24 protein-coding genes are annotated in these 24,051 nt (G+C 65.1%); 15 read left to right on the top strand and 9 right to left on the bottom strand.

Annotation, left to right across the window (positions count from 1 at the left end; genetic code table 11):
* The first annotated feature begins 4 nt into the window (after window positions 1-4).
* Genes K3M67_RS03895 through mmsB form a run of 4 tightly spaced genes read left to right on the top strand, consistent with a single transcriptional unit; the run spans window position 5 to window position 3,393 of the window.
* A complete protein-coding gene (locus tag K3M67_RS03895; protein ID WP_285832336.1) occupies window positions 5-244 on the top strand; it encodes a hypothetical protein in 240 nt (79 codons plus the stop codon).
* Window positions 241-1,383, top strand: coding sequence for an acyl-CoA dehydrogenase family protein (locus K3M67_RS03890; RefSeq protein WP_285832335.1), 1,143 nt, complete (start codon window positions 241-243; stop codon window positions 1,381-1,383). Before K3M67_RS03895 ends, K3M67_RS03890 begins: the two co-directional genes overlap by 4 nt.
* Before the next feature lie 29 nt (window positions 1,384-1,412).
* Window positions 1,413-2,480, top strand: coding sequence for an enoyl-CoA hydratase/isomerase family protein (locus K3M67_RS03885; protein ID WP_285832334.1), 1,068 nt, complete (start codon window positions 1,413-1,415; stop codon window positions 2,478-2,480).
* A gap of 7 nt (window positions 2,481-2,487) precedes the next feature.
* Window positions 2,488-3,393: a 3-hydroxyisobutyrate dehydrogenase gene (gene mmsB / locus K3M67_RS03880; protein WP_325230173.1), complete on the top strand. Its 906-nt coding sequence runs from the start codon at window positions 2,488-2,490 to the stop codon at window positions 3,391-3,393.
* Between the two features lie 143 nt (window positions 3,394-3,536).
* On the opposite strand, the gene K3M67_RS03875 is transcribed toward mmsB, so the two are convergent.
* From K3M67_RS03875 to folE, 3 genes are all read right to left on the bottom strand, one after another.
* Window positions 3,537-4,316 carry an enoyl-CoA hydratase-related protein gene (locus K3M67_RS03875; protein WP_066856303.1) on the bottom strand — a complete coding sequence of 260 codons (780 nt, stop codon included), beginning with the start codon at window positions 4,314-4,316 and terminating at the stop codon, window positions 3,537-3,539.
* Window positions 4,317-4,457: 141 nt separating this feature from the next.
* Window positions 4,458-5,297: an SDR family oxidoreductase gene (locus K3M67_RS03870; RefSeq protein WP_066856099.1), complete on the bottom strand. Its 840-nt coding sequence runs from the start codon at window positions 5,295-5,297 to the stop codon at window positions 4,458-4,460.
* On the bottom strand, window positions 5,294-5,899 hold the full coding sequence (gene folE, locus K3M67_RS03865; RefSeq protein WP_066856101.1) for a GTP cyclohydrolase I FolE: 606 nt from the start codon (window positions 5,897-5,899) through the stop codon (window positions 5,294-5,296). The genes K3M67_RS03870 and folE overlap by 4 nt, the downstream gene beginning before the upstream one ends.
* Window positions 5,900-6,048: 149 nt before the next feature.
* Here folE and K3M67_RS03860 point away from each other — a divergent pair, with 149 nt between their 5' ends.
* The gene (locus tag K3M67_RS03860) at window positions 6,049-6,627 is read left to right on the top strand and encodes a nucleotidyltransferase family protein (RefSeq protein ID WP_285832333.1); all 579 of its coding nucleotides are present in this window, start codon (window positions 6,049-6,051) and stop codon (window positions 6,625-6,627) included.
* 3 nt (window positions 6,628-6,630) lie between these two features.
* Here K3M67_RS03860 and K3M67_RS03855 read toward each other — a convergent pair whose 3' ends face one another.
* Together K3M67_RS03855 and K3M67_RS03850 are read right to left on the bottom strand one after the other, a co-directional pair.
* Window positions 6,631-8,301 carry an MFS transporter gene (locus tag K3M67_RS03855; RefSeq protein WP_066856108.1) on the bottom strand — a complete coding sequence of 557 codons (1,671 nt, stop codon included), beginning with the start codon at window positions 8,299-8,301 and terminating at the stop codon, window positions 6,631-6,633.
* Between the two features lie 39 nt (window positions 8,302-8,340).
* Window positions 8,341-9,075, bottom strand: a complete 735-nt coding sequence (locus tag K3M67_RS03850) for a metallophosphoesterase family protein (protein WP_285832886.1) — start codon at window positions 9,073-9,075, stop codon at window positions 8,341-8,343.
* 230 nt (window positions 9,076-9,305) lie between these two features.
* Here K3M67_RS03850 and K3M67_RS03845 point away from each other — a divergent pair, with 230 nt between their 5' ends.
* The 5 genes from K3M67_RS03845 (at window position 9,306) to pgl (ending at window position 15,028) form a co-directional block, all read left to right on the top strand.
* Window positions 9,306-10,514 (top strand): acetyl-CoA C-acetyltransferase, encoded by a 1,209-nt coding sequence (locus K3M67_RS03845; protein WP_285832332.1) that lies wholly within the window; start codon window positions 9,306-9,308, stop codon window positions 10,512-10,514.
* An 81-nt stretch (window positions 10,515-10,595) separates the two neighbouring features.
* The gene (locus K3M67_RS03840) at window positions 10,596-12,773 is read left to right on the top strand and encodes a 3-hydroxyacyl-CoA dehydrogenase NAD-binding domain-containing protein (protein ID WP_285832331.1); all 2,178 of its coding nucleotides are present in this window, start codon (window positions 10,596-10,598) and stop codon (window positions 12,771-12,773) included.
* Between the two features lie 68 nt (window positions 12,774-12,841).
* Window positions 12,842-13,843, top strand: coding sequence for a UDP-glucose 4-epimerase GalE (gene galE / locus K3M67_RS03835; RefSeq protein ID WP_285832330.1), 1,002 nt, complete (start codon window positions 12,842-12,844; stop codon window positions 13,841-13,843).
* Window positions 13,844-13,853: 10 nt separating this feature from the next.
* Window positions 13,854-14,330, top strand: a complete 477-nt coding sequence (locus K3M67_RS03830) for a YbaK/EbsC family protein (protein WP_066856121.1) — start codon at window positions 13,854-13,856, stop codon at window positions 14,328-14,330.
* Between the two features lie 5 nt (window positions 14,331-14,335).
* Window positions 14,336-15,028 (top strand): 6-phosphogluconolactonase, encoded by a 693-nt coding sequence (gene pgl, locus K3M67_RS03825; RefSeq protein ID WP_066856125.1) that lies wholly within the window; start codon window positions 14,336-14,338, stop codon window positions 15,026-15,028.
* A 138-nt stretch (window positions 15,029-15,166) separates the two neighbouring features.
* On the opposite strand, the gene K3M67_RS03820 is transcribed toward pgl, so the two are convergent.
* Window positions 15,167-15,430 (bottom strand): hypothetical protein, encoded by a 264-nt coding sequence (locus K3M67_RS03820; RefSeq protein ID WP_285832329.1) that lies wholly within the window; start codon window positions 15,428-15,430, stop codon window positions 15,167-15,169.
* A 58-nt stretch (window positions 15,431-15,488) separates the two neighbouring features.
* On the opposite strand from K3M67_RS03820, the gene K3M67_RS03815 reads away from it, so the two are divergent.
* Entirely contained in the window at window positions 15,489-16,625 is a 1,137-nt protein-coding gene (locus K3M67_RS03815) for an aminotransferase class I/II-fold pyridoxal phosphate-dependent enzyme (protein ID WP_285832328.1), read from the top strand.
* Between the two features lie 21 nt (window positions 16,626-16,646).
* Here the strand turns inward: K3M67_RS03815 and K3M67_RS03810 are convergent, their stop codons facing one another.
* Complete coding sequence (locus K3M67_RS03810; RefSeq protein WP_285832885.1) at window positions 16,647-16,943, bottom strand: chorismate mutase; 297 nt, start codon at window positions 16,941-16,943, stop codon at window positions 16,647-16,649.
* A gap of 190 nt (window positions 16,944-17,133) precedes the next feature.
* Here K3M67_RS03810 and rpsD point away from each other — a divergent pair, with 190 nt between their 5' ends.
* Window positions 17,134-17,748, top strand: a complete 615-nt coding sequence (gene rpsD, locus K3M67_RS03805; RefSeq protein ID WP_066856133.1) for a 30S ribosomal protein S4 — start codon at window positions 17,134-17,136, stop codon at window positions 17,746-17,748.
* A gap of 111 nt (window positions 17,749-17,859) precedes the next feature.
* Here rpsD and K3M67_RS03800 read toward each other — a convergent pair whose 3' ends face one another.
* Window positions 17,860-19,782 (bottom strand): alpha/beta hydrolase family protein, encoded by a 1,923-nt coding sequence (locus tag K3M67_RS03800; RefSeq protein ID WP_285832327.1) that lies wholly within the window; start codon window positions 19,780-19,782, stop codon window positions 17,860-17,862.
* A 134-nt stretch (window positions 19,783-19,916) separates the two neighbouring features.
* Here K3M67_RS03800 and K3M67_RS03795 point away from each other — a divergent pair, with 134 nt between their 5' ends.
* Window positions 19,917-21,587 (top strand): M28 family metallopeptidase, encoded by a 1,671-nt coding sequence (locus tag K3M67_RS03795; protein WP_285832326.1) that lies wholly within the window; start codon window positions 19,917-19,919, stop codon window positions 21,585-21,587.
* A 30-nt stretch (window positions 21,588-21,617) separates the two neighbouring features.
* On the opposite strand, the gene K3M67_RS03790 is transcribed toward K3M67_RS03795, so the two are convergent.
* The gene (locus K3M67_RS03790; protein WP_084438945.1) at window positions 21,618-22,061 is read right to left on the bottom strand and encodes a DUF6265 family protein; all 444 of its coding nucleotides are present in this window, start codon (window positions 22,059-22,061) and stop codon (window positions 21,618-21,620) included.
* Window positions 22,062-22,161: 100 nt separating this feature from the next.
* Between K3M67_RS03790 and K3M67_RS03785 the strand changes: the two genes are divergently transcribed.
* Both K3M67_RS03785 and aguB read left to right on the top strand, forming a co-directional pair.
* The gene (locus K3M67_RS03785) at window positions 22,162-23,160 is read left to right on the top strand and encodes an agmatine deiminase family protein (protein WP_285832325.1); all 999 of its coding nucleotides are present in this window, start codon (window positions 22,162-22,164) and stop codon (window positions 23,158-23,160) included.
* Window positions 23,161-23,177: 17 nt separating this feature from the next.
* Window positions 23,178-24,041: an N-carbamoylputrescine amidase gene (gene aguB, locus K3M67_RS03780; RefSeq protein WP_285832324.1), complete on the top strand. Its 864-nt coding sequence runs from the start codon at window positions 23,178-23,180 to the stop codon at window positions 24,039-24,041.
* Window positions 24,042-24,051 lie beyond the last annotated feature (10 nt).

Genomic DNA, 24,051 nt, shown 5'->3' with positions numbered 1-24,051 from the left:
GGGCTTGGAGGGAGAGGCTCCGCCTCTCCCTGCCTTGTCATTGCGACCTGAACCCATCGACGACACCGGAGCGATGCTGATGCGGGCGCGCCATCAAATCGGACATAATATTGATATAGATGACGCCATGGCGGCGGCTGGCCAGAGTATCGACGCCCGGTTGACGATCCATTCCAACGCCGCGCTAATGGACGCTGGCTTTCGTCACCATGACGGAATTTTTTTCATGGAAATGTCAGCATGACCCAATATGATCTGACCGACGACCAGCGCGCGATCCAGGAAATGGCGCAGCGCTTTACAGCGGACGCCATCACGCCCCACGCCGCCGAATGGGACGAGAAGCATATCTTCCCCCGCGACGCGATCCGCGCCGCCGCCGAACTCGGCTTTGGCGGCATATACGTGTCGGAGGAAGCAGGCGGGATCGGCCTCGGTCGCCTCGAAGCCGCACTCATCATGGAGGCGATGGCCTATGGCTGCCCCTCGACCAGCGCCTTCATCTCGATCCACAATATGGGCGCCTGGATGATCGACCGCTTCGGATCGCAGGCGGTGAAGGACAAATATCTGCCCGACCTGATCCCCATGGCGCGCATGGCGAGCTATTGCCTGACCGAGGCCGGCGCCGGATCGGACGCCGCCGCGCTCAAGACCCGCGCGGTCAGGGACGGCGACCATTATGTCGTCACCGGCTCCAAACAGTTCATTTCCGGCGGCGGCGAGAATGACGTCTATGTGGTGATGGTCCGCACCGGCGAGGATGGTCCCAAAGGAATCTCTTGTCTCGTCATCGAGAAGGACATGGCGGGTGTCAGCTTCGGCGCACAGGAGCGCAAGCTGGGCTGGCATTCGCAGCCCACCGCGCAGGTCAATTTCGACGGCGTGCGGGTGCCGGTGGCCAATCTGGTCGGCGGCGAGGGCGAAGGCTTCCGCATTGCGATGATGGGGCTGGATGGTGGGCGGCTCAATATCGGCGCCTGTTCGCTGGGCGGCGCGCAGCGCTGCATCGACGAAACGGTCCAGTATACCAAGGATCGCAGACAGTTCGGCGTCGCCGTGGCCGATTTCCAGAACACCCAGTTCACCCTGGCCGACATGCAGACCGAATTGGAGGCCGCCCGCACCCTGCTCTATGCCGCCGCGGTCAAGGTGACGGACAATGCGCCCGACAAGACCCGCTTCGCTGCCATGGCCAAGCGCTTCGCCACCGACACCGGATCCTCTGTGGTCGATCGCGCGCTGCAACTCCATGGCGGCTACGGCTATCTGATGGACTATCCAATCGAGCGCTTCTGGCGCGACCTGCGGGTCCATTCGATCCTGGAAGGCACCAATCAGGTCATGCGGATGATCGTCGCGCGCGATATGCTGCGGCAATAGTCGCCTTTCCACGGATGTGAGGAGCAGTTATGACGGACCAGGTTCTGACCTTGATCGAAAATGGCGTCGGCCGCATCCGGCTCAACCGGCCCAAGGCGATCCACGCGCTGACGCCGGAGATGTGCGCGGCAATCAATGACGCGCTGCTCGACTGGGCGCAGGATGACGCGATCATCGCGGTGATGATCGATCATGCCGACGGACGCGGCTTTTGCGCCGGCGGCGACATCGCGTTGATCGCCAACAGCGCCAGGACGGATTGCGTCGAGGCGGAACGCTTCTTCAGCCTCGAATATCGGATGAACCATCTGCTGTTCGTCTATGAAAAGCCGATCGTCGCCTTCATCGACGGAATCGTCATGGGGGGTGGCGTCGGCATCTCCTTGCCCGCCCGTTTCCGCGTCGCGACCGAGCGCACGACCTTCGCCATGCCCGAAACCGGCATCGGCCTGTTTCCGGACGTTGGGGGCGGCTGGTTCCTGCCTCGCCTGCCCGGCCGCGTCGGCGCCTGGCTGGCGGCGACCGGGGCGCGCATCGACGGGGCGGACTGCGCCGCGATCGGCATCGCCTCCCATTATATTCCCTCCGACCGGCTGGACGCCGTCAAGGCGCGCATCCTGGCCGATCCGCTGGGTCTGGGCGAGATATTGGACGAGAATGTCGCACCGCCCCCGGCATCGAAACTGGAGGCGCACCGCGCGGAGATCGACCGGCTGTTCGCATCCGACAAGGCGGAGGACATCGTCGCCGCCCTGCGCGCCGATGGCGGCGAATGGGCCGCGAGACAGTTGACGGTGCTCGCCACCAAATCGCCCCAGACGATCAAGGTAGCGTTGCGCCAGTTGGTCGAGGGCGCGAGCAAGGCCAGCTTCGCCGACAATATGACAATGGAGTTCGGCCTTGCCTGCGCCATCATCCGCCGCCCCGATTTCGTCGAGGGCGTGCGTGCGGTGATCTTCGACAAGGATAATGCGCCGATCTGGACTCCGCCGACATTGGAGGAGGTCAGCGATACGATGATCGAGGCGATCTTCGCGCCGCTGCCCCCGGAAAAGCAATGGACGCCGCTGCCCGAACTGGCAACCGCCCGCTCCTGACACAGAATTGAGAGAGGAAGCCCGGACCATGACCCAGACGATCGCCTTCATCGGCCTTGGCAATATGGGCGGCGGTATGGCCGCCAATCTGCTGAAGAATGGCTATGCCGTGCGCGCCTTCGACCTGTCGGAAGAGGCTCTAGCCAAGGCGGAAAGCCATGGCGCGGTGCGTGCGGCGAGCGCCGCCGAGGCCGTCTCCGGCGCCGATGCGGTGGTGACGATGCTGCCGGCTGGCAAGCATGTCGAAAGCGTCTATGGCGGCGAGGTGTTCGGCGCGGCCAGACCCGGAGCGCTCTTCCTCGACTGTTCGACCATCGACGTCGCCACAGCGCGCCGCGTGATCGAGGCGGCGAGTGTTCAGGGCTTCGAGATGGTCGATGCGCCAGTATCGGGCGGGATCGCGGCAGCCAATGGCGGGACGCTGACCTTCATGGTGGGCGGTGCGGACGCGGCCTTCGCCAGGGCCAGGCCGATCCTCTCCGCCATGGGCAAGGCCGTGATCCATGCCGGCGGCGCAGGCAACGGCCAGGCGGCCAAGATCTGCAACAATATGCTGCTGGGCGCGACCATGGTCGCCACTTGCGAGAGCTTCGCCATGGCGAAGAAGCTGGGTCTCGATCCCCAGACCTTCTACGATATATCGAGCGTGTCGTCGGGGCAGAGCTGGTCGATGACAAGTTATTGCCCGGTCCCCGGCGTGGGTCCACAAACCCCCGCCGACAATGGCTATCAGGGCGGCTTTGCCGTCGGCCTGATGCTCAAGGATCTGAAGCTGGCGACGGAAGCCGCCGCGTCGGTCGGCGCCTCGGTGCCGATGGGCAATGCCGCCGAAGCGCTGTATCAGTTGCTCGCCAACCAGGGAGAGGCCGCGCGCGACTTTTCGCTGATGATCGAGATGCTGGAGGGGAAATAGGCAGACATCTTCCGTTCGCTTCGAGCGGAGTCGAGAAGCGGCCAGCGCTGCGCTTCAGTTTCTCGACACGCTCGAAAGCAACGGAAGTCTAAACCGCTCTCCTGTTCCCGCAAGTGGCGGCGTGATTAAGCCGGTGGCCTAGCCTATCGGCCCTTCCAGACGCCGGGCCGCTTTTCGACGAAGGCGGTCATGCCTTCCTTCTTGTCCTCGGTCGCGGTCAGGATCTGGAACATGCGGCGTTCGGTCAGCAGCCCCTGCGCCAGACCGGTCTCGAAGGCGATGTTGACCATCTCCTTGTTCATCATCGCCGCCATGGGCGGCATCGCGGCGATGGCCGCCGCGGTCTTGAGCGCATCCTCCAGCAAATCCGCGGCTGGAACGACCCGGCTGACCAGCCCGGCGCGTTCCGCCTCGGCCGCATCCATCATCCGGCCGGTCAGGCACATTTCCATGGCCTTGGCCTTGCCCACGGCGCGGGTCAGGCGCTGCGATCCGCCCATGCCTGGCGCCACGCCCAGCTTGATTTCGGGCTGGCCGAATTTCGCCGTGTCACCCGCGATGATGAAGTCGGCCATCATCGCCAGTTCGCAGCCGCCGCCCAGCGCAAAGCCCTGCACCGCCGCGATCCACGGCTTGCGGGTCGCGACGACGCCGGTCTGCCAGCCCGAGAAAAAGTCCTGCAGGAAGAAGTCGGCCGCGTCCTTCTCCACCATTTCCTTGATGTCGGCACCCGCCGCGAACGCTTTTTCGCCGCTGCCGGTCAGGACGGCGCAACGCTGGGTCGGGTCTGCATCATAGGCGGCGAAGGCGGCACTCAGGTCGGCCAGCACATGGCTGTTCAGCGCATTCAAGGCCTGCGGCCGGTTGAGCGTAATCAGCGTTACTGCATCGCGCTGTTCGACCAGGATCGTTTCATAGGTCATCGCCATCTCCCTTTGGCGTTCTCGAATCAGCAGGCCCCGCCGGCTGACCCGGAAAACGCGAACAACAAACTAGTTTGACCACCGCTCTATTGGGGCCGCGCGCGCTTCGCCATCCCCCACCCCCTCGCATTTGTGCCAATGCTAGCGGCAAAGATGCATGAAGTCGCGATCATAGCTTTTGAGATGGGCCCCGCCGTCCACATAGAGTGTCTGCCCGGTGATAGCGCTGGCATTCACCAGATAGAGTACCGCCTGGGCAATTTCCTCCGCCTGGGGCAAACGGCCGAGCGGCATCATGTTCCCCAGTCGCTCCATCTGCGCCTCGTCATAATCGGGCGTCGCGATCGTCAGCCCCGGTGCGACGGCGTTGACCCGAACCCTGGGCGCCAGGCTGTGGGCGCTGGTGCGCGTCAGCCCGGCCAGCGCCAGTTTGGACAGGGTGTAGGCGAGTTGGTCGGCGTGGGGATGGTCGATCCGCTGGTCGAGGATATTGACGATGCAGCGATCTCCCACGCCCGCCGGCACGGTCGCGAACGCCTTGGTCAGCATGGTCGGCGCGGCGCAGTTGACCGCATAATGGCGCATCAGGTCGTCTGCCGTCACATCCTCCAGCCTGTCCTGACCGAATATGGCGGCGCTGTTGACCAATATGTCGGGCGGGCGGCCGAAGCGCTCCGCCACCATCGCCACCAGCTCCTCCGCTCCTTCGGGATCGGCGAAATCGACGACGAAGCCGTCCCACTCGGTCCCCTCCTCCTCCAGCGTCAGCGCCAGATGGGAATCGAGCCGCGTGTCGTGACTGCCATGGATCGCGAGCGAATGGCCGGCCTTCGCCAGCGCGGCGGCGATGATGCCGCCCAGCCGTCGATGCCCGCCGGTGACGAGTGCCAGCCTCTTCTGCGCCAGCGGCGCACCGATGGGCTTTGCATCGACCCTCGCCCTGCCGAGCGGACGATAGGCAGGCTCTTCCGCTTCGCTCATGAGGCGATGAGCTTCAGCACTTCCTCCCGCGACTTTTCGTCATCGCGGAACACGCCCAGCATCCGGCTGGTCTTCATGACGACATTGGGAGTCCGCACGCCGCGCCCTGTCATGCAACCATGGGTCGCCTCGATCACCACAGCGACACCCTGGGGCTTGAGATTTTCCCATATGCAGTTGGCGACTTCGGAGGTCAGCCGTTCCTGTACCTGCAGCCGGTTGGAATAGGCGTGGAGGACACGGGCGAGCTTGGAAATGCCCACGACATAGGCGCCGGGCAGATAGGCGATATGGGCCTTCCCCACGATCGGCGCCATATGATGTTCGCAATGCGACTGAAAGGGAATGTCCTTGAGCAGCACGATGTCATCATAGCCGCCCACTTCGTGGAAGATGCGCGAAAGATGATAGGCCGGATCGTCGCCATAACCCCGGCAATATTCGCGCCACGCGCGCGCGACGCGCTCGGGGGTTTCCAGCAGGCCTTCGCGTTCGGGCGTATCGCCTGCCCAGCGGATCAGCGTGCGGATGGCGTCGCTGACTTCGGCCGGCACCGGCTCCTTGCCTTCGCCGACGGTTTCGGCATCGAGGTCACATGCCATGAACGGGGCCACTCCTTATCCTGTCGGCCCCGCATATGGCGTTTCGTGCCGCCGATGGCCAGTCCCTTTCGGGCCGCTGGACACAAGATCGCCCCGGTGGCACATCAGGCATGATCGGGAACGCAAAAGAATAATGTCCTTCACCAGCCATGCGCACTGAACGTATCGCCGCCGTCCTGCTGGCAGCCGGCAACTCGTCCCGGTTCGGCGAGGACGACAAGCTGATGGCGGAGCTGCGCGGCAAGCCGGTAGTGGCGCACACGCTGGAAACAGTGGCGTCCATGGCCTTTGCCGAGCTGGTGGCAGTCGTAAGGCCGATCGAGCTGGCGCCGGTCATCCACCGCAAGCTCGACCGGCGCGGCTACACCATCCTGGTCAACGACCAGCCCGAAGAAGGCATATCGGGCAGCATCGTGCGCGCCGTCGAGCATGTGATGCCCAACAACCGGATACGCGGCATCCTCATCTGCCTGGCCGACATGCCCGATGTCCCGCCCAGCCATTATAATCGCATCTGCCTGGCGGCGGAGGACATCCGGTCGGTGGTCGCCAGCACCGACGCCTTCTCCTCCTCGCCGCCGGCCTTTATCGGGCGCAGGCATTTCCCGGAGCTGCTGGCACTGAAGGGCGATCAGGGTGCGCGGGCGCTGCTCAGCCACGGTATCCAGATCGAGACGACCGGCGCGGTCCTGCGCGATATCGATACGCCCGACGACCTGGCAGGCTGAGGTTCAGCTCAATCGGGTGGGATCGGTCAGACCGTCGCCCATTTCCCGCGCATCCGGCGCGCGACTGATCGGCAGCGATCCCGTCTGCCGTTCCAGCCGGCGATGCACGACCGGCGCATCGGGACCGGCGTGCAGCGCATGAATGGCGTCGCTGTTGGCAATATCGGCCACCGTGCGCCGCTGGTTGTGGCGCACATAGTCCAGCCAGGTCGACACATGATAGCGCTCGATCCAGAGATCGGATTCGCCCAGGTCGCGCAGCAGCTGCCAGCCATGGGCTCCATCCCGGCGGCGGATGCGGCGGCGCTCGCTCATCGCGGTCAGGAAGGGGACGATCGATCCAGGCGGGATGCGATATTCGATGGTGATGACGATGGGACCACTGCGCGGCTCGACCGGGACGGCGGTATCCGGCTCGTGCCAGTCGTCGCGCGGATCGAGATTGTCGTTGCCAGTCTGCGGCAGCGGCCGCCACAGTCCCAGCAGGGCCGCGAAGAACTGGGCAGCGGCGGCGGCATAAAGGCCGGTGACGACGCCCTGATGCTCCGCCACCCAGCCGAACAGCCAGGCGCCGCCAGCCATGCCGCCAAAGGCGATCATCTGATAGAGCGCGACCGCGCGCGCCACCACCCAGCGCGGCGCGGACATCTGCACCGACACGTTGAAGGTGGACAGCGCCAGCACCCAGCCGGCGCCCGCCAGCATATAGCCCAGGATCGCCAGCGCCAGCCAGCTGCTCACCCCGGTGAGCGCCGTGCCCAGCGCCAGCGACAAGGCGGCGGAGCGCACGATCCTTTCGATCGAGAAATGCGCGCGCAGGTGACGGCTGGAGAGCGCCCCCAGCACCGCCCCCACGCCGAAGGCGCCGCTGGTCAGGCCGAAGGTCAGCGCACCGCCCCCCAGCAGGTCGCGGGCGACCAGCGGCATCAGCGCCGACACCGCGCTGGCGCCGATGCCGAAGGCGCCCGCGCGCAACAGCACGCGCTTGATCTTCGGCGAGGCGGCGACATAGCCCACGCCCGCCACCATCGCCACGCCCAGTCGCTCGCGCGGCAGCAGCTTGGGCGGCAGGTCCGGCCGCCAGCGCGCCAGCACGACGAGCAGGCCGATATAGGTCAGCGCATTGGTGAGGAATGCAGCCGCCGCCCCGGCCGCAGCGACGATGACGCCGCCCAGCGCCGGCCCGACGCTGCGGGCGAGGTTGAAGCCCATCGAATTCATCGCCACCGCGCTCGGCAGGATGGCGCGCGGCACCATGTCACCGACTGACGCCTGCCAGGCCGGTCCGTTGATCGCGGTCGCACAGCCCAGGGCGAAGGTGAAGCCCAGCAGGAGCCAAGGCGTCATCAGCCCCGACCACGCAGTGGCCGCGAGCGCCGCGGAGGTCAGCAGCATCGCGCACTGGCAGGCGATCATCACCTTGCGCCGGTCAAGATTGTCGGCGACCGCGCCGGCCCAGAGCGAGAGCAGCATGATCGGCAGCGTGGTCGCCGCCGGCACCAGCGCGATCAGCAATGGCGATGCGGAGAGCGAGGTCATCATCCACGCCGCGCCGACCGACTGGATCAGGCCGCCGAAATTGGAAGCGAGACTGGCGGTCCAGATGGCGCGGAAAGTTGGGATGGAAAAGGGAGACGGCGGCTTTTGGGTCGGGGCTTCGGTCACACTGTCCATGGGCCGGATATAGGCCGCATCCGCCGGGGCGCAACGCTTCTATGCCCTGCCGGTACGCAACGCCCTTGCCCAGTCGGCGCGGCCGCGCGCCCCGGCCACCTGCGCTGCCGCCTCCCAGTCATAGGCGACCGCCACGATCGCCGCCACCCAGCCGGATGCGTCCCGCGCCACGATCGCATAGCGGGCGTGGGGCGACCCCGTCTCCACCCGGTGCGGCACGGGCTGGTCGTCCCGATAGGCGGGCAATCCCACGCTGCCGGGATTGACCACCAGCCCGCCGCCCGGCCGGCGATGGATGCGCGGGACGTGGGTGTGGCCGCACAGGATCAGCGGGGCAGCGATTCCCCCTGCCCGCGCCTCCACCTCGTCCGCCGTCGCGGCGCGCAGCACGGTGCCGTCGATCGTTTCCAGGAAATAGACGAGGTCGCTGTCGGGCGTGCCATGGACCATCACTATCTCGTCGGTCAGCCAAAGCCGTTCGGGCAAGCCGGCGATCCAGTCGCGATGATGCCGCTGCAGGAGCGAATCGGCATGGCGATCCGACAGCCCCATCCGCTCCGGTGCGAGCGTCAGCAACTGCCGCTCATGATTGCCCCGGATGGTCGGCAGGTTCATGGCCATCAATCGGTCGGCGGTTTCGCACGGGAACAGTGGACCCGAAAGGATATCGCCCAGATTGACGATGCGATCGACGCCCCGCCGCCCGATGTCCGCCAGCACGGCGTCAAGTGCCGCCAGATTGCCATGGATGTCGGAGAGGACGGCGATACGCATGAGGTTGAATGGCATGGAGATTCGCGCGACGAAAGGGGGTAAATATAGACGGCGATCTGGACAGTTCATCACGTGTCGCGTCGGCGCCTTGCGATTGCCGTTACGGCAGCGCCGTCACGGATCAGGGCTGGAATTGAGACTTGCACTTTACGTAAACGTAAATACATTCACGGCAGCATCCTATGGTTGGGCAAAGCGCCGGAACGACCCCACGGAGAGGGACAAAAGACATGGAAGCCTATATCTACGACGCCGTCAGGACGCCCCGTGGCCGGGGCAAGGCCGACGGGTCGCTGCACGAGATCACCCCTATCCAACTGGCGACACAGGTACTCGAAGCGGTGCGCGACCGCAGCCGGATCGACACTGCAGATGTCGATGACGTCATTCTGGGCTGCGTCAGCCCGGTGGGCGAACAGGGAGCGGACATAGCCCGCGCAGCCGTTCTGAACGCCGATTATGCGCAGACCGTGCCGGGCGTACAGATCAACCGCTTCTGCGCATCTGGCCTTGAAGCCGTCAACATTGCTGCTGCCAAGGTGTATTCCGGCGAAGCGATGTTCGCGATCGGCGGCGGCGTCGAATCGATGAGCCGCGTGCCGATGGCGTCGGACGGCGGCGCAATCGCGATGGACCCGGCAGTCGCCTACAAGACCTATTTCGCGCCGCAGGGCATTGGCGCGGATGTCATCGCAACCAAGTTCGGCATCAGCCGCGACGATGCCGACGCCTATGCGATCGAAAGCCAGAAGCGCGCCAAGCAGGCCTGGGACGAAGGGCGCTTCGCCAAGTCGATCGTGCCGGTGAAGGACGTGATCGGCCAGGTCGTGCTCGATCATGACGAGCATATGCGCCCCGATGCGACCATGCAGTCGCTGGGGGCGCTGAAGCCCAGTTTCACCGCACTGGGCGAGGAGATGCCGGGCTTCGACACCGTCGCCCTGCTGCGCTATCCCGAGCTGGAAAGGGTCAACCATATCCACCACGCCGGCAACAGCAGCGGCATCGTCGATGGCGCGGCCGCCGTGCTGGTCGGCAACAGGGAGATGGGCGAGAAATATGGGCTGAAGCCCCGCGCCCGGATCAGGGCGATGGCCTCGATCGGGTCGGAGCCCCTGATCATGCTGACCGGGCCGGAATTCGTCGCGGGCAAGCTGCTCGCCCGTGCGGGCATGAGCGCCGCCGACATCGACCTGTGGGAACTGAACGAGGCGTTCGCCTCGGTGGTGCTGCGCTATATGCAGGCGATGGACCTGGATCATAGCAAGATCAACGTCAATGGCGGCGCGATCGCCATGGGCCATCCGCTGGGCGCGACCGGGGCGATGGTGCTGGGCACCGCGCTCGACGAACTGGAGCGGAGCGGCAAGGGCACCGCGCTCATCAACCTGTGCGTCGGCGCGGGCATGGGCACCGGCATCATCATCGAGCGCTTTTGAAAATAAGAGACGAGCCCTTCGACATTCGAACGAGACATGTGGCTCGTTCGAACAGGGCGAACGGAATTGAGAGGCAGCATCATGCAGACCATTGCATTCGACATCGATGCCGACGGCATCGCCACCCTGACCATCGACGTTCCGGACCAGTCGATGAACGTCATCGGCCCCGATTTTCTCTCCGATCTCGACGCCGCGATCACGCGCATCGCGTCGGAGGACGCCATCAAGGGCGCGGTCATCGCGTCGGGCAAGGACAGCGGCTTCATGGCCGGCATGGACCTTAAATATTTCGGATCGATGCTGGCGAGCGAGGGCGGGCAGCGCCCTGCCCCGGCGGCCATCTTCGACAAGGTTTTCGTGCTGAACAATCTGTTCCGCCGGCTCGAAACCGGCGGCAAGCCGGTCGCCTGCGCGATCGAGGGCACCTGCGTGGGCGGCGGGTTCGAGCTGGCGCTGGCCTGCCATCGCCGTTTCGTCGGCGACAGCCCCAAGACCCAGCTGGGCCTGCCCGAAATATTGATCGGCCTGTTCCCCGGCGGCGGCGGGTCGCAGCGGCTGCCGCGCCTGATGGGGGTGCAGGCCGCGCTGATGTACATGCTTCAGGGCAAGCTGTTCCGTCCGGCCGAGGCCGCGATGCTCAAGGTGGTCGATCAGGTAGTGCCGCAGGGCACGGCCGTCGCGGCGGCGAGGGAATGGGTGAAGGCCAATCCCGATGCCGGCACCCAGCCATGGGACGTGAAGAGCTTTAAGGTGCCCGGCGGCGCCGGCGGCTTCAACCCGGCCTTCGTCCAGACGATGGCGGGCGCGCTGCCGATGACGCTCAAGCAGACCCAGCGCAACATGAATGCGCCGATCGCTTTGCTGTCCGCTGTCTATGAAGGCATCACCCTGCCGATGGACCGGGCAATCCGGATCGAGAGCAAATATTTTGCCAAGGTCGCCGCCGATCCACAGGCGAGCAACATGATCCGCACCCTGTTCGTCAACAAGCAGGCCGCCGAACGCGGCGCGCGCCGCCCCAAGGACGAACCGAAGGCGCCGACCAGGAAACTTGCCATGCTGGGCGCGGGCATGATGGGGGCCGGGATCGCCACCGTCGCGGCGCAGGCGGGGATCGAGGTCGTGCTGTTCGACCGCGATCAGGCCTATGCCGAGAAGGGCAAGGCGCATGTCGAGGAGGTGCTGAAGAAGCGCCTCGGCAAGGGCATGACCCCGGAGAAAATGGCGGAGACGCTGGCCCGCGTGACGCCGACCACCGACTATGCCGCGCTCGCCGGAGCGGATTTCGTGATCGAGGCGGTGTTCGAGGATGTCGCGATCAAGGCGGAAGTCACGAAGAAGGTCGAGGAGGTGCTGGGCGCAGACACCATCTTCGGCTCCAACACTTCCACCCTGCCCATCACGAAGCTGGCGCGGGCATGGAGCAGGCCCGAGAATTTCATCGGCGTCCACTTCTTCTCACCCGTCGAGAAGATGCCGCTGGTGGAGATCATCCTGGGCGAAAAGACCGGCCCCGCCGCCATCGCCAAGGCGCTGGACTTCGTCGCCCAGATCAAGAAGACGCCGATCGTCGTGCATGACAGCCGCGGTTTCTACACCTCGCGCAGCTTCGGCACCTATGTGCAGGAAGGCGCGGAACTGGTGGGCGAAGGCGTCAACCCGGCGCTGATCGAAAATGCCGGCAAGCAATTGGGGATGCCGACCGGGCCGCTGGCCGTCAGCGACGAGGTGTCGATCGAACTGGGCGTCAAGATCATGACCGCCGCGAAGAAGGAACTGGGCGACGCCTATGTCCCGCAGGGGTCGGACGACATCATGGTCAGGATGGTCGAGGCCGGGCGGCTGGGCCGCAAGAACGGCAAGGGCTGGTACGACTATCCCGAAGGCGGCAAGAAGCATCTGTCCCCGGTGCTGGAGGAGATGTTCCCCCGCGCAGCCGAGCAGCCCGATGTCGAGGCGGTCAAGGAACGGCTGCTCTATCGCCAGCTGATCGAATGCGCCCGCTGTTTCGAGGAAGGCGTGCTGGAGACGCCGGAGGATGGCGACATCGGCGCGATCTTCGGGTGGGGCTTCGCGCCCTACACCGGCGGCCCGTTCAGCCATATGGACACGGTCGGCATCGCCCATGTCGTGGCCGTACTGGACCGGCTGGCGGCGGCGCATGGTCCCCGCTTCGCACCCACAGCACAGCTGCGGGAGATGGCGGCCAACGGCGCGACCTTCTATCGCCCCGTTCCGTCCCGCGCCGCAGCATGATCGATTTGTAAATCGTAACGCTTCTGTATTAGGTCTCCCCGGACATCTCCGGGGAGACCTTTTTTCTTATGAGCAAGCCTACGGTCCTGGTTACGGGCGGCGCCGGCTATATTGGCAGCCATGCGGTGCTGGCGCTGAAGGACGCCGGTTATGGCGTGGTCGTGATCGACAATCTGGTCACGGGCTTTCGCTGGGCGGTGCCCGACGGCGTCGCCTTCGTGCAGGGGGACATTGCCGACCAGCCGCTGGTGCAGGCGACATTGCGCGATCATGATGTGAAGGCGATCATGCATTTCGCCGGGTCGGTCGTGGTGCCGGAATCGGTCGAGAACCCGCTCAAATATTATCACAACAACAGCGCCAAGACCCGCGACCTGATCGAGAGCGCGGTCGCAACGGGCGTGCCGCATTTCATCTTCTCCTCCACCGCCGCGACCTATGGCATCCCCGAGGAAAGCCCGGTCCGGGAAACGACGCCGCAGCGGCCGATCAATCCCTATGGCATGTCGAAGCTGATGACAGAATATATGCTGCGCGACGTGGCCGCGGCGCATCCGATCAACTTCTGTGCGCTGCGATACTTCAATGTTGCGGGGGCGGACCCCGCAGGCCGCACCGGGCAGTCGACGGCGGGCGCGACGCACCTCATCAAGGTCGCGGTCGAGGCGGCGCTGGGCAAGCGCAGCCATGTATCGGTGTTCGGCACCGATTTCGACACGACCGACGGCACCGGCGTGCGCGACTATATCCATGTCACCGACCTCGCGGCCGCCCATGTGCTGGCGCTGGAGGCGCTGATCGCGAAGCCCGATCAGAATTACCTGCTCAACTGCGGCTATGGCCGGGGCTTCTCCGTGCTGGAGGTGCTGGACGCCGTCGATCGCGTCACCAACATGACCATCGACCGCAAGCTGGAAGGCCGTCGTGCCGGCGACCCAGATTCGCTGATTTCGGACAATCGCGCGATCATGGCGGAATTCCCCTGGGAACCCCGCTATGCCGACCTGGAGCAGATCGTCACCCACGCCCTCGCCTGGGAACGCAAGCTCGGCGAATTGCAGGGCGCATGAGGCGGACGGCATGAGTGAGGCGAGCGTTCGCGCCTTCTTTGGAGAAAAAGCGCCCGATGTGGCGATCATCGACCAGGGCGTCAGCACCGCGACGGTGATCGAGGCGGCCGCCGCGCTGGGCGTGGAGCCGGCGCGGATCGCCAAGACATTGTCGCTGCGCGTGGGGGAGAGGATCGTGCTTGTCTGCGCGCGGGGCGACGCGCGGCTGTCCAATGGCAAGGCCAAGGCCGCGCTGGGCGCCAGGCCCCGGATGCTGGGCGGGCACGAGGTGGAAGAAATTACCGGCCATCCGGTCGGCGGCGTGTGCCCCTTTGGCTTGGCGACGCCCCTGCCCGTCTATTGCGACGTGTCGCTCAAGGACTTCGCCACCGTGTTCCCGGCGGCGGGATCCCGCACCACGTCCGTCGAACTGACGCCCGACCGGCTCGCTGCCTTGACCGGAGCGCAATGGATCGACATCTGCACCCTTCCCGAAACCGTCGAGTGAGAGCCATGCCGACCGAACATCTTTTCGCCACCGGGGCCGAGGCCGCCGCCGACATCGCAACGCGCATCGCCACGATCCTGGCCGACGCCGTCGCGACGCGCGGGTTGGCCGGCATCGCCGTGTCGGGTGGCCGATCTCCCCGGCCGGTTCTGGAGGCGCTGAGCGCGGCCGATCTCGACTGGAGCAGGGTCGTCGTGACCCTGGTCGACGAACGCTGGGTCGCCCCCGACAGCCCGGACAGCAACGAGCGGCTGGTACGCGAGACATTATTGCAGGGACCGGCGGCAGCGGCGCGGTTCGTGCCGATGAAGAATGACGCGGGGGACGCCTATGCGGGCCAGCCCGCGGTCGAGGCGGCCTTTGCCGAACTGCCCTGGCCGCTCGACGTCATCCTGCTGGGCATGGGCGATGACGGCCATACCGCCTCGCTCTTCCCCGAAGGCAAGGAACTGACGGACGGATTGGCGAGCAAGGCGCTGACCATAGCAGCCACGCCCCCGGCTGCCCCGCACCAGCGAATGTCGCTGACGGCGCACGGCATTCTTCGGAGCCGCCATGTCTTCCTCCAGATCGGCGGCGCGGGCAAGAAAGCGGTCTATGATCGCGCGCTGGCGGGCGGTGCCGTGGAGGAATTGCCGATCCGGCTGGCGCTGTTGCAGGACAAGGTACCGGTCGAGGTCTGGATCGCGGAAGGCTAACTCTTGTTCCCCTGAAACGGGAGGGAGACCACGAAGTGGTAAAGGGGTTTCCCGCTAACGACAGGGCGCCCCCCTCCGTCAGGCGCTACGCGCCTGCCCCCCTCCTTACGGGAAGGATTTTTGAAAGCTTAGCCCCCTTCACCCTCGCACCTCATGCCTCGAGATCAGGTAACGCCATACCCCAACGGCGTTGATGACCAGCAACGCCACATTCTGCCACCCTATCCCTTCGCTGTCCTTGTCGAGAAAGCCCCAGCCGATCAGGGCGAGCGATGAGGTCACGAACAGGACGAAGGCCCAGCCGGTGATGCGGCGACCGAGGTTCAGCGAAACGATCAGCGCGGCGAGCGTAGCCGCTCCCGCGCCATAATATTGCAAGGCAGTCAGCAGAGTGGGGCTCATGCCGGTTGCAACGCTGCGGCCATGGACATGGTTGCGCCCCGGCTCTAGGCACGCGGCCATGGTTGCCGAAATCGATCCCTTCCACGCCATCGCCATCAGCCGCGAGGCCCACGCACTTGAAGCACAAGGCCGCTCCATCCTGCACATGGAGTTCGGCCAGCCATCGACCGGGGCACCCGCCGCCGCCATCGCCGTGGCGCATCAGGTACTCGACACCGAACCCATGGGCTATTGGGAAAGCACCGCGCTGAAAGAACGGATCGCGCGGCATTATGCCGAGCGGCATGGCGTCGCCATCGACCCGGAACAGATATTGCTGACGTGCGGCGCGTCGCCCGGACTGGTGCTGGCGCTGACCAGCCTGTTCGCGCCCGGTGCCCGCGTCGCCACCGCGCGGCCCGGCTATGTCGCCTATCGCAACAATTTGAAGGCGCTCTATCTGGAGCCGGTCGAAATCGCCTGTGGCCCGGCGGAACGCTATCAGATCAGCGCCGATGCGCTGGTCGCGCTCGATCCCCCGCCAGAAGGGCTGATCCTCGCCAGCCCGGCCAATCCCACCGGCACCATCATCCCGGCGGACGAACTGGCGGCCATTGCCAGGGTCTGCGCGGATCGCGGCATCCGTATCATTTCCGATGAAATCTATCATGGCCTCAGCTTCGGCGAAGCGGCGCGCTCGATGCTGGAGTTCGCGGCCGACGCGATCGTCGTGAACAGCTTCTCCAAATATTACAGCATGGCTGGCTGGCGGCTGGGCTGGATCGTCGTGCCGCCCGACCTGATCGACGTGGCGCGGGCACGGATGGGCAACCTGTTCCTGACGCCGCCGGTGCTGGCGCAGCGCGCAGGACTGACCGCCTTCGACTGCGCCGAGGAACTGGATGGGCATGTCGCAACCTATCGGCGAAATAGACAGTTGCTGCTCGACGCGCTGCCCGCGCTCGGCCTCGCCAGCATCGCGCCGCCCGACGGCGCCTTCTACATCTATGCCGACATCAGCCATCTGACCAATGACAGCCTGAGCTTCTGCCAGAAGCTGCTGCGCGAAACCGGGGTGGCCACCGCGCCGGGGATCGATTTCGATCCGGTCGACGGCCACCGCTTCATCCGCTTCAGCTTCGCCGTGTCGACCGATCGGATCGAGGATGCGATCGCGCGGATGATCCCCTGGTTCCAGGCGCAGGGCGGGCGTTAAGCCCGGCCCTCTCCGCAGCGTTCAGCCCCGCGTCCGGTCGAACTCGGCCAGCTCATAGGCGATGGACGCTTCGACCAGTTGCTCCCACAGGTCGGCTATGACATCGCCGGGCGCGCCGAGCCGTTCGGCCTCCGCGCGGGCGTTGGAGATCACCTGCGCCTTGCGCGCTTCGTCACGGACGGCACCGCGATCGGGCTTGATCCGCGCGGCGGCGCGCATATGGGCGAAACGCAGGTCGAGCAGGGCGACGAGCTGGCGGTCGATCTCGTCGACACCGGCGCGCACCTGCGCCATGCTGCTATAGCTATCGGGGTTCATGGGGGACGGAATTAGGCCGCCCGCCCAGCCCTGTCGAGGCTTGACATGCCCGACCCTTGCGGTCATAGGCCCGCCTTCGCGATTGGCCCCGCATCCCGGTGAAGCGGCGGCCCTGCCCCTGAGCGCATCCACGCAATACGGACGTAGGCGATACCGGGGTAACGTCGTTAGCAGTTGTAAGGAATTATCTATGTCGAAGCGCACAAGCGCCAAGTACAAGCTCGACCGCCGCATGGGCGAGAATATTTGGGGTCGCCCGAAGAGCCCGGTCAACAAGCGTGAATATGGTCCCGGTCAGCACGGCCAGCGCCGCAAGGGCAAGATGTCCGACTATGGCATTCAGCTGCGCGCCAAGCAGAAGCTGAAGGGCTATTATGGCGACATCACCGAAAAGCAGTTCAAGAAGAACTATTTCGAAGCCAGCCGCATGAAGGGCGACACCGGCCAGAACCTGATCGGCCTGCTGGAGCGCCGCCTGGACGCCGTCGTCTACCGCGCCAAGTTCGCGCCGACCATCTTCTCGGCCCGCCAGATCGTCTCGCACGGCCACATCTATGTGAATGGCGTGAAGTGCAACATCGCGTCGCGTCTGGTGAAGCCGGGCGACGAAATCACCCTGGGCAAGAAGGCGCAGGAAATGGCGCTGGTCCTGGAAGCACAGAGCCTGCCCGAGCGCGACATTCCCGACTATGTGTCGCCGGACGGCGCCACCAAGGTCACCTATGTCCGCGTTCCGACGCTGGACGAAGTGCCCTACCCGGTGAAGATGGAACCGAACCTGGTCGTCGAATTCTATTCGCGCTGATCGGTCCTTCCGGACAGAATTACAGAAAAGGGCGGCCCGCAAGGAGCCGCCCTTTTTCTTTGCCTGAAAGGGGATCGAAAGGGAGAGGGTCGCCCCTCCCCCCATCGCCGGTCATTTTCCTGCGGCCAGCAGAAAGTCGGCGCTCTTCTGGAGCAGGTCGGCGCGCGCATCGCTGTCGTTTAGATTGTGGGTCAGGCCGTCATAGATGACGAGTTGGCTACGCTTGCCCGCGCCCTCCAGCTTGCCCTGCATGATCCGCGCCTGGCTGATGTCGACATTATTGTCGTCGGTGCCGTGGAACATCAGCACCGGCGCGCGAAATTCGGCGGCGTGATTGGACGGCGAGGCGTCCTCGGCCGTCTTGCCCGACCCCAGATAATCCTTCTGCAGGAAATAGTCCGACCACACCCGCCGCCGCCGGCTCATGTCACCCAGATCCGTGACCGGCGCGACCGCGACCACCGCCTTGAACAGGATCGGATCGAGCGCCTGCGCCTGGAGCGCGGCATAGCCGCCATAAGACCAGCCCGCGATGGTCAACCGTGCGGGATCGGCAATCCCTTCCGACACCAGCCAGCGTCCGGCGTCGGCAACGTCGCCCACGGCGACACGCCACGACTTAAAGCCATTGTTCAGCACCCATTCCTCACCAAAGCCGTAAGAGCCACGAAACTGGGGCTGGATGACGGCGAAGCCGCGCGCGGCATAATATTGCACCATCCAGTCGAAGCCCCATTCGTCGCGGGCCTGGGGACCACCATGGGGCATGACGATGGCGGGAAGGCCCTTGGCCGTCTCCTTGCCCAGCGGCAGAGTAAGGTAAGCAGGGATCATCGTCCCGTCACTCGCCCTGTAAGTGATCGACTGCATCGCCACGAGCGCCCGGCCGGCCAGTTCGGGACGGTCGGGCATGACCGGCGACAATTTACGCGCGGCGCGATCGAACAGATAATATTGTCCCGGATCGACATCGCTGCCGGCCCAGACCAGCACCCGCTGCCCGTCGGCGCTCATGTCACCGATATGCACGGCCTTGCCGCCCAGCGCCTTGCTAAGTGACCCTGCCAATGTTTTTATCTTTTCGTCGAAATAGACGACCTCGCTCCGTTCCTCAACATATCGGACGCCCACGACCCGGCGGTCGCGACCCACAGTCACCAGATTGCTGACGTCCACTCGTGGATGAGCGAACACGAGTTTCTTTTCCTGACCAGCGTCCAGCGCCAGACTGACCAATGCCAGTCGTCCATCGAAGCGCTCATAGCCATAGACGATATTCTTGTCGGCATCGACCGCAGCGGGCGAAAAGCCGCTCCGATCTCTCGAGTCATAAATGCCAAGCCTGCTCCAGTCAGATTTGCCTAGCGGCCGATAAAGATAGCGGAAAGTCCCCTTTGCATAACCTGAACCCTTGTTTTCCTGAAAGCCGACGACACGCACTACACCGCGTCCATCCGAGATATATTCGGTTGCCATGGCTTCAGGCTGTTCAACCCGCTTGCCCTTGCCCGTCCGCGTATCAATGCGTTCGACGCCAAGGCCGCCAGAGTCGGGTCTTGCCATCAACACCGCGCCATCCTCGTTCGGCAAAAGGTCAATGATATCACCGCCATATAAACTGGTGTGCAATCGGTTTAGCGGAATGATATTGCCACCTGCGGCATCGACCGCAAAGATGTTGCTGAAACCAAAGACCTCATCACCAACCCGCCTTTCCCCGCCGATATTGCAGGCCAGACGATCATTGGAGACCCAGTCGCAGCGGTCGAGATATTCCGGCTTGCCGCTGGCAGCTGCGACCGCCGCCGGCTCCGCCCCCTCCTTCGCGTCCAGCACATAGGCGCGTGTCGTCCGCCCCGTCCCCGCCGCGATCAGCGCGATCTTCTGGCCGTCGGGCGAGAGGCTGGCGGAGATCACCGTCTCGCGCGCGCCAAATGCCTTGGCCAGCGCATCGGGCTGCCCCTGCGCCAGCGCGCCCGGTGCGACGCCCGCCGCAAAAAGCCCGAGCACGGCCGCCCTGGAATATCGTGCCATCCCCCCAAAATCCCCCTGAAAAACCCGTCAGATCAGATGGCTAGGCCAAGCCATCGGCAAAGGCAACGGCCTTGCTTGCCCTTGCCGCCGCGCGGTGGCATCACCTGTGCATTCGTAAAACAAAGGTCATTCCCATGCGCAGTTCCATCGCGGCGATCGCCGCCATCCTCGCCCTGTCCGCGCCCGGCGATTCGATCGCCGCGCCGGCAAAATCCACCTCCGCCAGAATGGCGGAACCGTCGATCGAGACGATGAAGCGGCTGGTGCAGGAGCTGTCCTCCGACGCCTATGAAGGGCGCGCGCCCGGCAGCGCGGGCGAGGAGAAGACGCTGGCCCTGCTGGCTGCGGAATTCGGCAAGCTGGGCCTGAAGCCCGGCAACAACGGCAGCTGGTTCCAGGACGTGCCGCTGGTCGAAATCAATGCGAAGAATGTCTCCGCGCTCAGCTTCACGGGCGGGAAGGCGCCCGTCACCGCCGCCCATGGTCCGGAGATGGTGATCGGCACCTATCGCACCAACCAGCCGCACATCGAGGTGAAGGACAGCCCTGTCGTCTTCGTCGGCTATGGCATCAACGCCCCGGAAAAGGGCTGGAACGACTATGCCGGGCTGGACGTGAAGGGCAAGACGGTCGTCATCCTGGTCAATGATCCCGATTATGAGACGCAGGGGCTGACCGGGCCGTTCAACGGCCGCGCCATGACCTATTATGGCCGCTGGACCTACAAATATGAGGAAGCCGCGCGGCAGGGCGCCGCAGCCGCGATCATCATCCATGACACGGTGCCCGCCGCCTATGGCTGGAACGTCGTCCAGTCGAGCTGGACCGGCGCGCAGCATGTCGCCGACAGCGCCGACGGCAATGCCGGGCAGAGCCAGGCGATCGGCTGGATCCAGAAGGAGAAGGCGGCGGCCCTCTTCGCCAGCGCGGGCCTGGACCTCGACGCGCAGATGGCGGCGGCAAAGAAGCCGGGCTTCAAGCCGGTGCCGCTGACCGGCGTGAAGGCCAGCGTCTCCTTCGACAATGACCTGCGCAAGCATAAGTCCAAGAATGTCGTCGCCCTGCTCCCCGGCAAGACGCGCCCGGACGAATATGTGCTCTATTCCGCCCATTGGGATCATCTGGGCCGATGCCAGGCCGCGCCCGACGGCGACGACATCTGCAACGGCGCGGTGGACAATGCGACCGGCACCGCCGCGCTGGTGGCGCTGGCGGAAGCGAATGTGAAGGCCGGTCCGACCGACCGTAGCCAGGTCTTCCTGGCAGTGACGGCCGAGGAGTCCGGGCTGCTGGGTTCGGCCTATTATGGCAACAACCCGGTCTTCCCCTTCGCGAAGACGGTTGGCGGCGTCAACATGGACGCGCTCAGCGTCGCGGGACTTGCCAGGAATGTCGTGGTGATCGGCAAGGGCAAGTCGCAGCTCGACGCCTATCTCGACCGCGCGCTGACCGCGCAGGGCCGGGTCGCGACTCTCGAACCGACGCCGGAGAAGGGCTATTATTACCGCTCCGACCATTTCAGCTTCGCCAAGCATGGCCTGCCGATGCTTTATTTCGAGGGCGGCGAGGATCTGGTGAAGGGCGGCACCGCGGCGGGCCTGGCCGCAGCGGAGGATTATACCAAGAACCGCTACCATGGCCCCAAGGACGAATATGATCCCAATTGGGACTGGAGCGGCGTGCTGGCCGACCTGAAAATCTATTATTCGGTGGGTCGTGATCTGGCGAAGACGACCGACTGGCCCAACTGGGTGGAAGGCGACGAATTCCGCGCCATCCGCGACAAGGACCGGGCAGCGAAATAAGCAGCCGACCGAACCGTCATGCGCCGATGGCTATTGTCCCATCGGCGCATAGGTCCATGCCTGCGTCCCGCTGCCGTCCAGCTTCGACACTTCCGCCTTGAGCAGCGGCCCTTCGCGCCAATATCGGATGCGCTGGGGATAGTCGTGGGCGGCATTGGCGAAGACGATTTCGCTCGCGCCCTGCGATTCCATCGGGAAACGGGAAACCGACACACCCCTGGGCGATGCGTAGAAGGCGATCGTGCCGTCGGGATCGCGCTCGATCCGGGTCTGCTCCCAGAATTCCAGCGCCTCCCCCTTGCCGGTCCGCGCGGCGCCCAGCAGGATGCCGCCCCGCGCCGATGACCAGAACTCCTCGGCCCAGCTTTCGCCCTGTTTCTCGATCCATGCCCCCGCCATCCAGCCGGGCAATTCGCCCGCTGACGCCGCGGGCGACCCGGCCATCAGCATCAGCGCAACCGCAACGTTCCGCATGATCGTCTCTCCCCTGTCCATGGCGCGCGCGCCACGCTATGGAGCGCGCGACCCGCAGCCTATCACGGATCGGCCCGCAGGCCGAGCAAGGACGATATTCATGACTTTCCGTATGCCCGCCGAATGGGCGCCGCACGAATGGACCTGGATCGGCTTTCCGACCGACCCCGCCGAATGGCCCGGCGCCTTCGACGAAGCGCGCGCGCAGATCGCCGCCTTCGCCAGCGCGCTTCATGCCGATGGCAGGGGTGAGGAGGTGCGGCTGGTCGTGGACAACGAAGTGGACGCCTCCGCAGCGCGCGCACTGGTCACGGAAGCCGTCCAGATCGTTGTCCAGCATCTGGGCGACGTGTGGCTGCGCGATACCGCGCCGATCGCGGTGCTGAACCGCGCTGGCGCCGGGGAGCATGGGCGTGCACTGGTCGATTTCGGCTTCAACGGCTGGGGCGGCAAATACCGGATGCCCGGCGACGAGGATATCGGCGCGCGGCTCGCCGCGACGACGGGCCTGCCCACATCGACCCAGCATTGGGTGTTTGAGGGCGGCGCGATCGACACCGACGGCACTGGCCTGTTCGTCACGACCGAGCAATGCCTGCTCAATCCCAACCGCAACCCGGACCTGGATCGCGGGAAGATCGAGACGCTGCTGGCGGGCAGCCTGGGCCTGTCCGACATGCTCTGGCTGGGTGACGGCCTGCTCAATGACCATACCGACGGCCATGTCGACAATCTCGCCCGCTTCGTGGCGCCCGGCACGCTGGCGCTGCCGATCGCCACCACGCCGGATGATCCGAACGCCGCCCTCTATGCCGACGCCCGCGCCCGTGCGCGCGCCTTTGGCATCGAGGTGGTCGACATCCCCTCGCCCGGCCTTGTGCTGGCGGACGGAGACGCGATCCCCGCCAGCTACATGAATTTCTATGTCGGCAACGCGGCCGTCATCGTGCCCATCTATGGCCAGCCCAACGATCAGGCCGCGCTCGACGCCTTCCGCCCCTTCTTCCCCGGCCGGGAGATTGTAGGATTGCGCAGCGATGCCATATTGTCGGGCGGCGGCAGCTTCCATTGTTGCAGCCAGCAGATGCCTTCGCTTTGACAGGGTCCGAAACCAGCATGACCAAAGTTACCGTCGCCGCGCTCCAGCTCAGCTTTTCGGACGACATGGGCGAGAATATCGCCAAGGTCGCGGACCATGTGCGCAAGGCCGCGATGCGGGGCGCGAAGATCATCCTGCCGCCCGAACTGTTCGAAGGCCCCTATTTCTGCCGTGTCGAGGACGAAGCCCTGTTCGCCAACGCCCAGCCGACCGACGCGCATCCCGCCGTACAGGAAATGCGCAAGCTGGCGAAGGAATTGGGCGTCTATATTCCGACCAGCTTCTTCGAGCGTGACGGTCATCATTATTACAACTCGCTCGCCATGATCGATGACGCGGGCGAGATCATGGGCGTCTACCGCAAGAGCCACATCCCCGATGGTCCCGGCTATGAGGAGAAATATTATTTCCGCCCCGGCAATAGCGGGTTCAAGGTGTGGGATACGAAATATGGCACCGTGGGCGTCGGCATCTGCTGGGACCAATGGTATCCCGAAACCGCGCGCTGCATGGCGCTGATGGGAGCGGAAATGCTGTTCTACCCGACCGCGATCGGCTCCGAACCCTATGACGCCGAACTCGACACCAGCCGCATGTGGCGCCGAGCGATGATCGGCCATGCGGTCAGCAACTGTATGCCGGTGATCGCCGCCAACCGCATCGGCGTAGAAGGTGGCGATGGGGAGGAAGGCCAGAAATTCTACGGCCACAGCTTCATCAGCGATGAATGGGGCGACTATCTGGCCGAAGCCGATGCGAAGGACAGCGGTGCGCTGGTTGCGACGCTGGACCTCGCCAAGGCGAAGATCCACCGCGCCGGCATGGGCTTCTTCCGCGACCGCCGGCCGGAGCTTTACGGACGGATCGCGCAGGATATCTGAAGGCGGCGGT

It is taken from the genome of Sphingobium sp. V4 (assembly GCF_029590555.1).
GTDB lineage: Bacteria > Pseudomonadota > Alphaproteobacteria > Sphingomonadales > Sphingomonadaceae > Sphingobium.
Note: the sequence above shows the minus strand (reverse complement) of the source record. Positions and strands in the feature narration are given on the sequence as shown.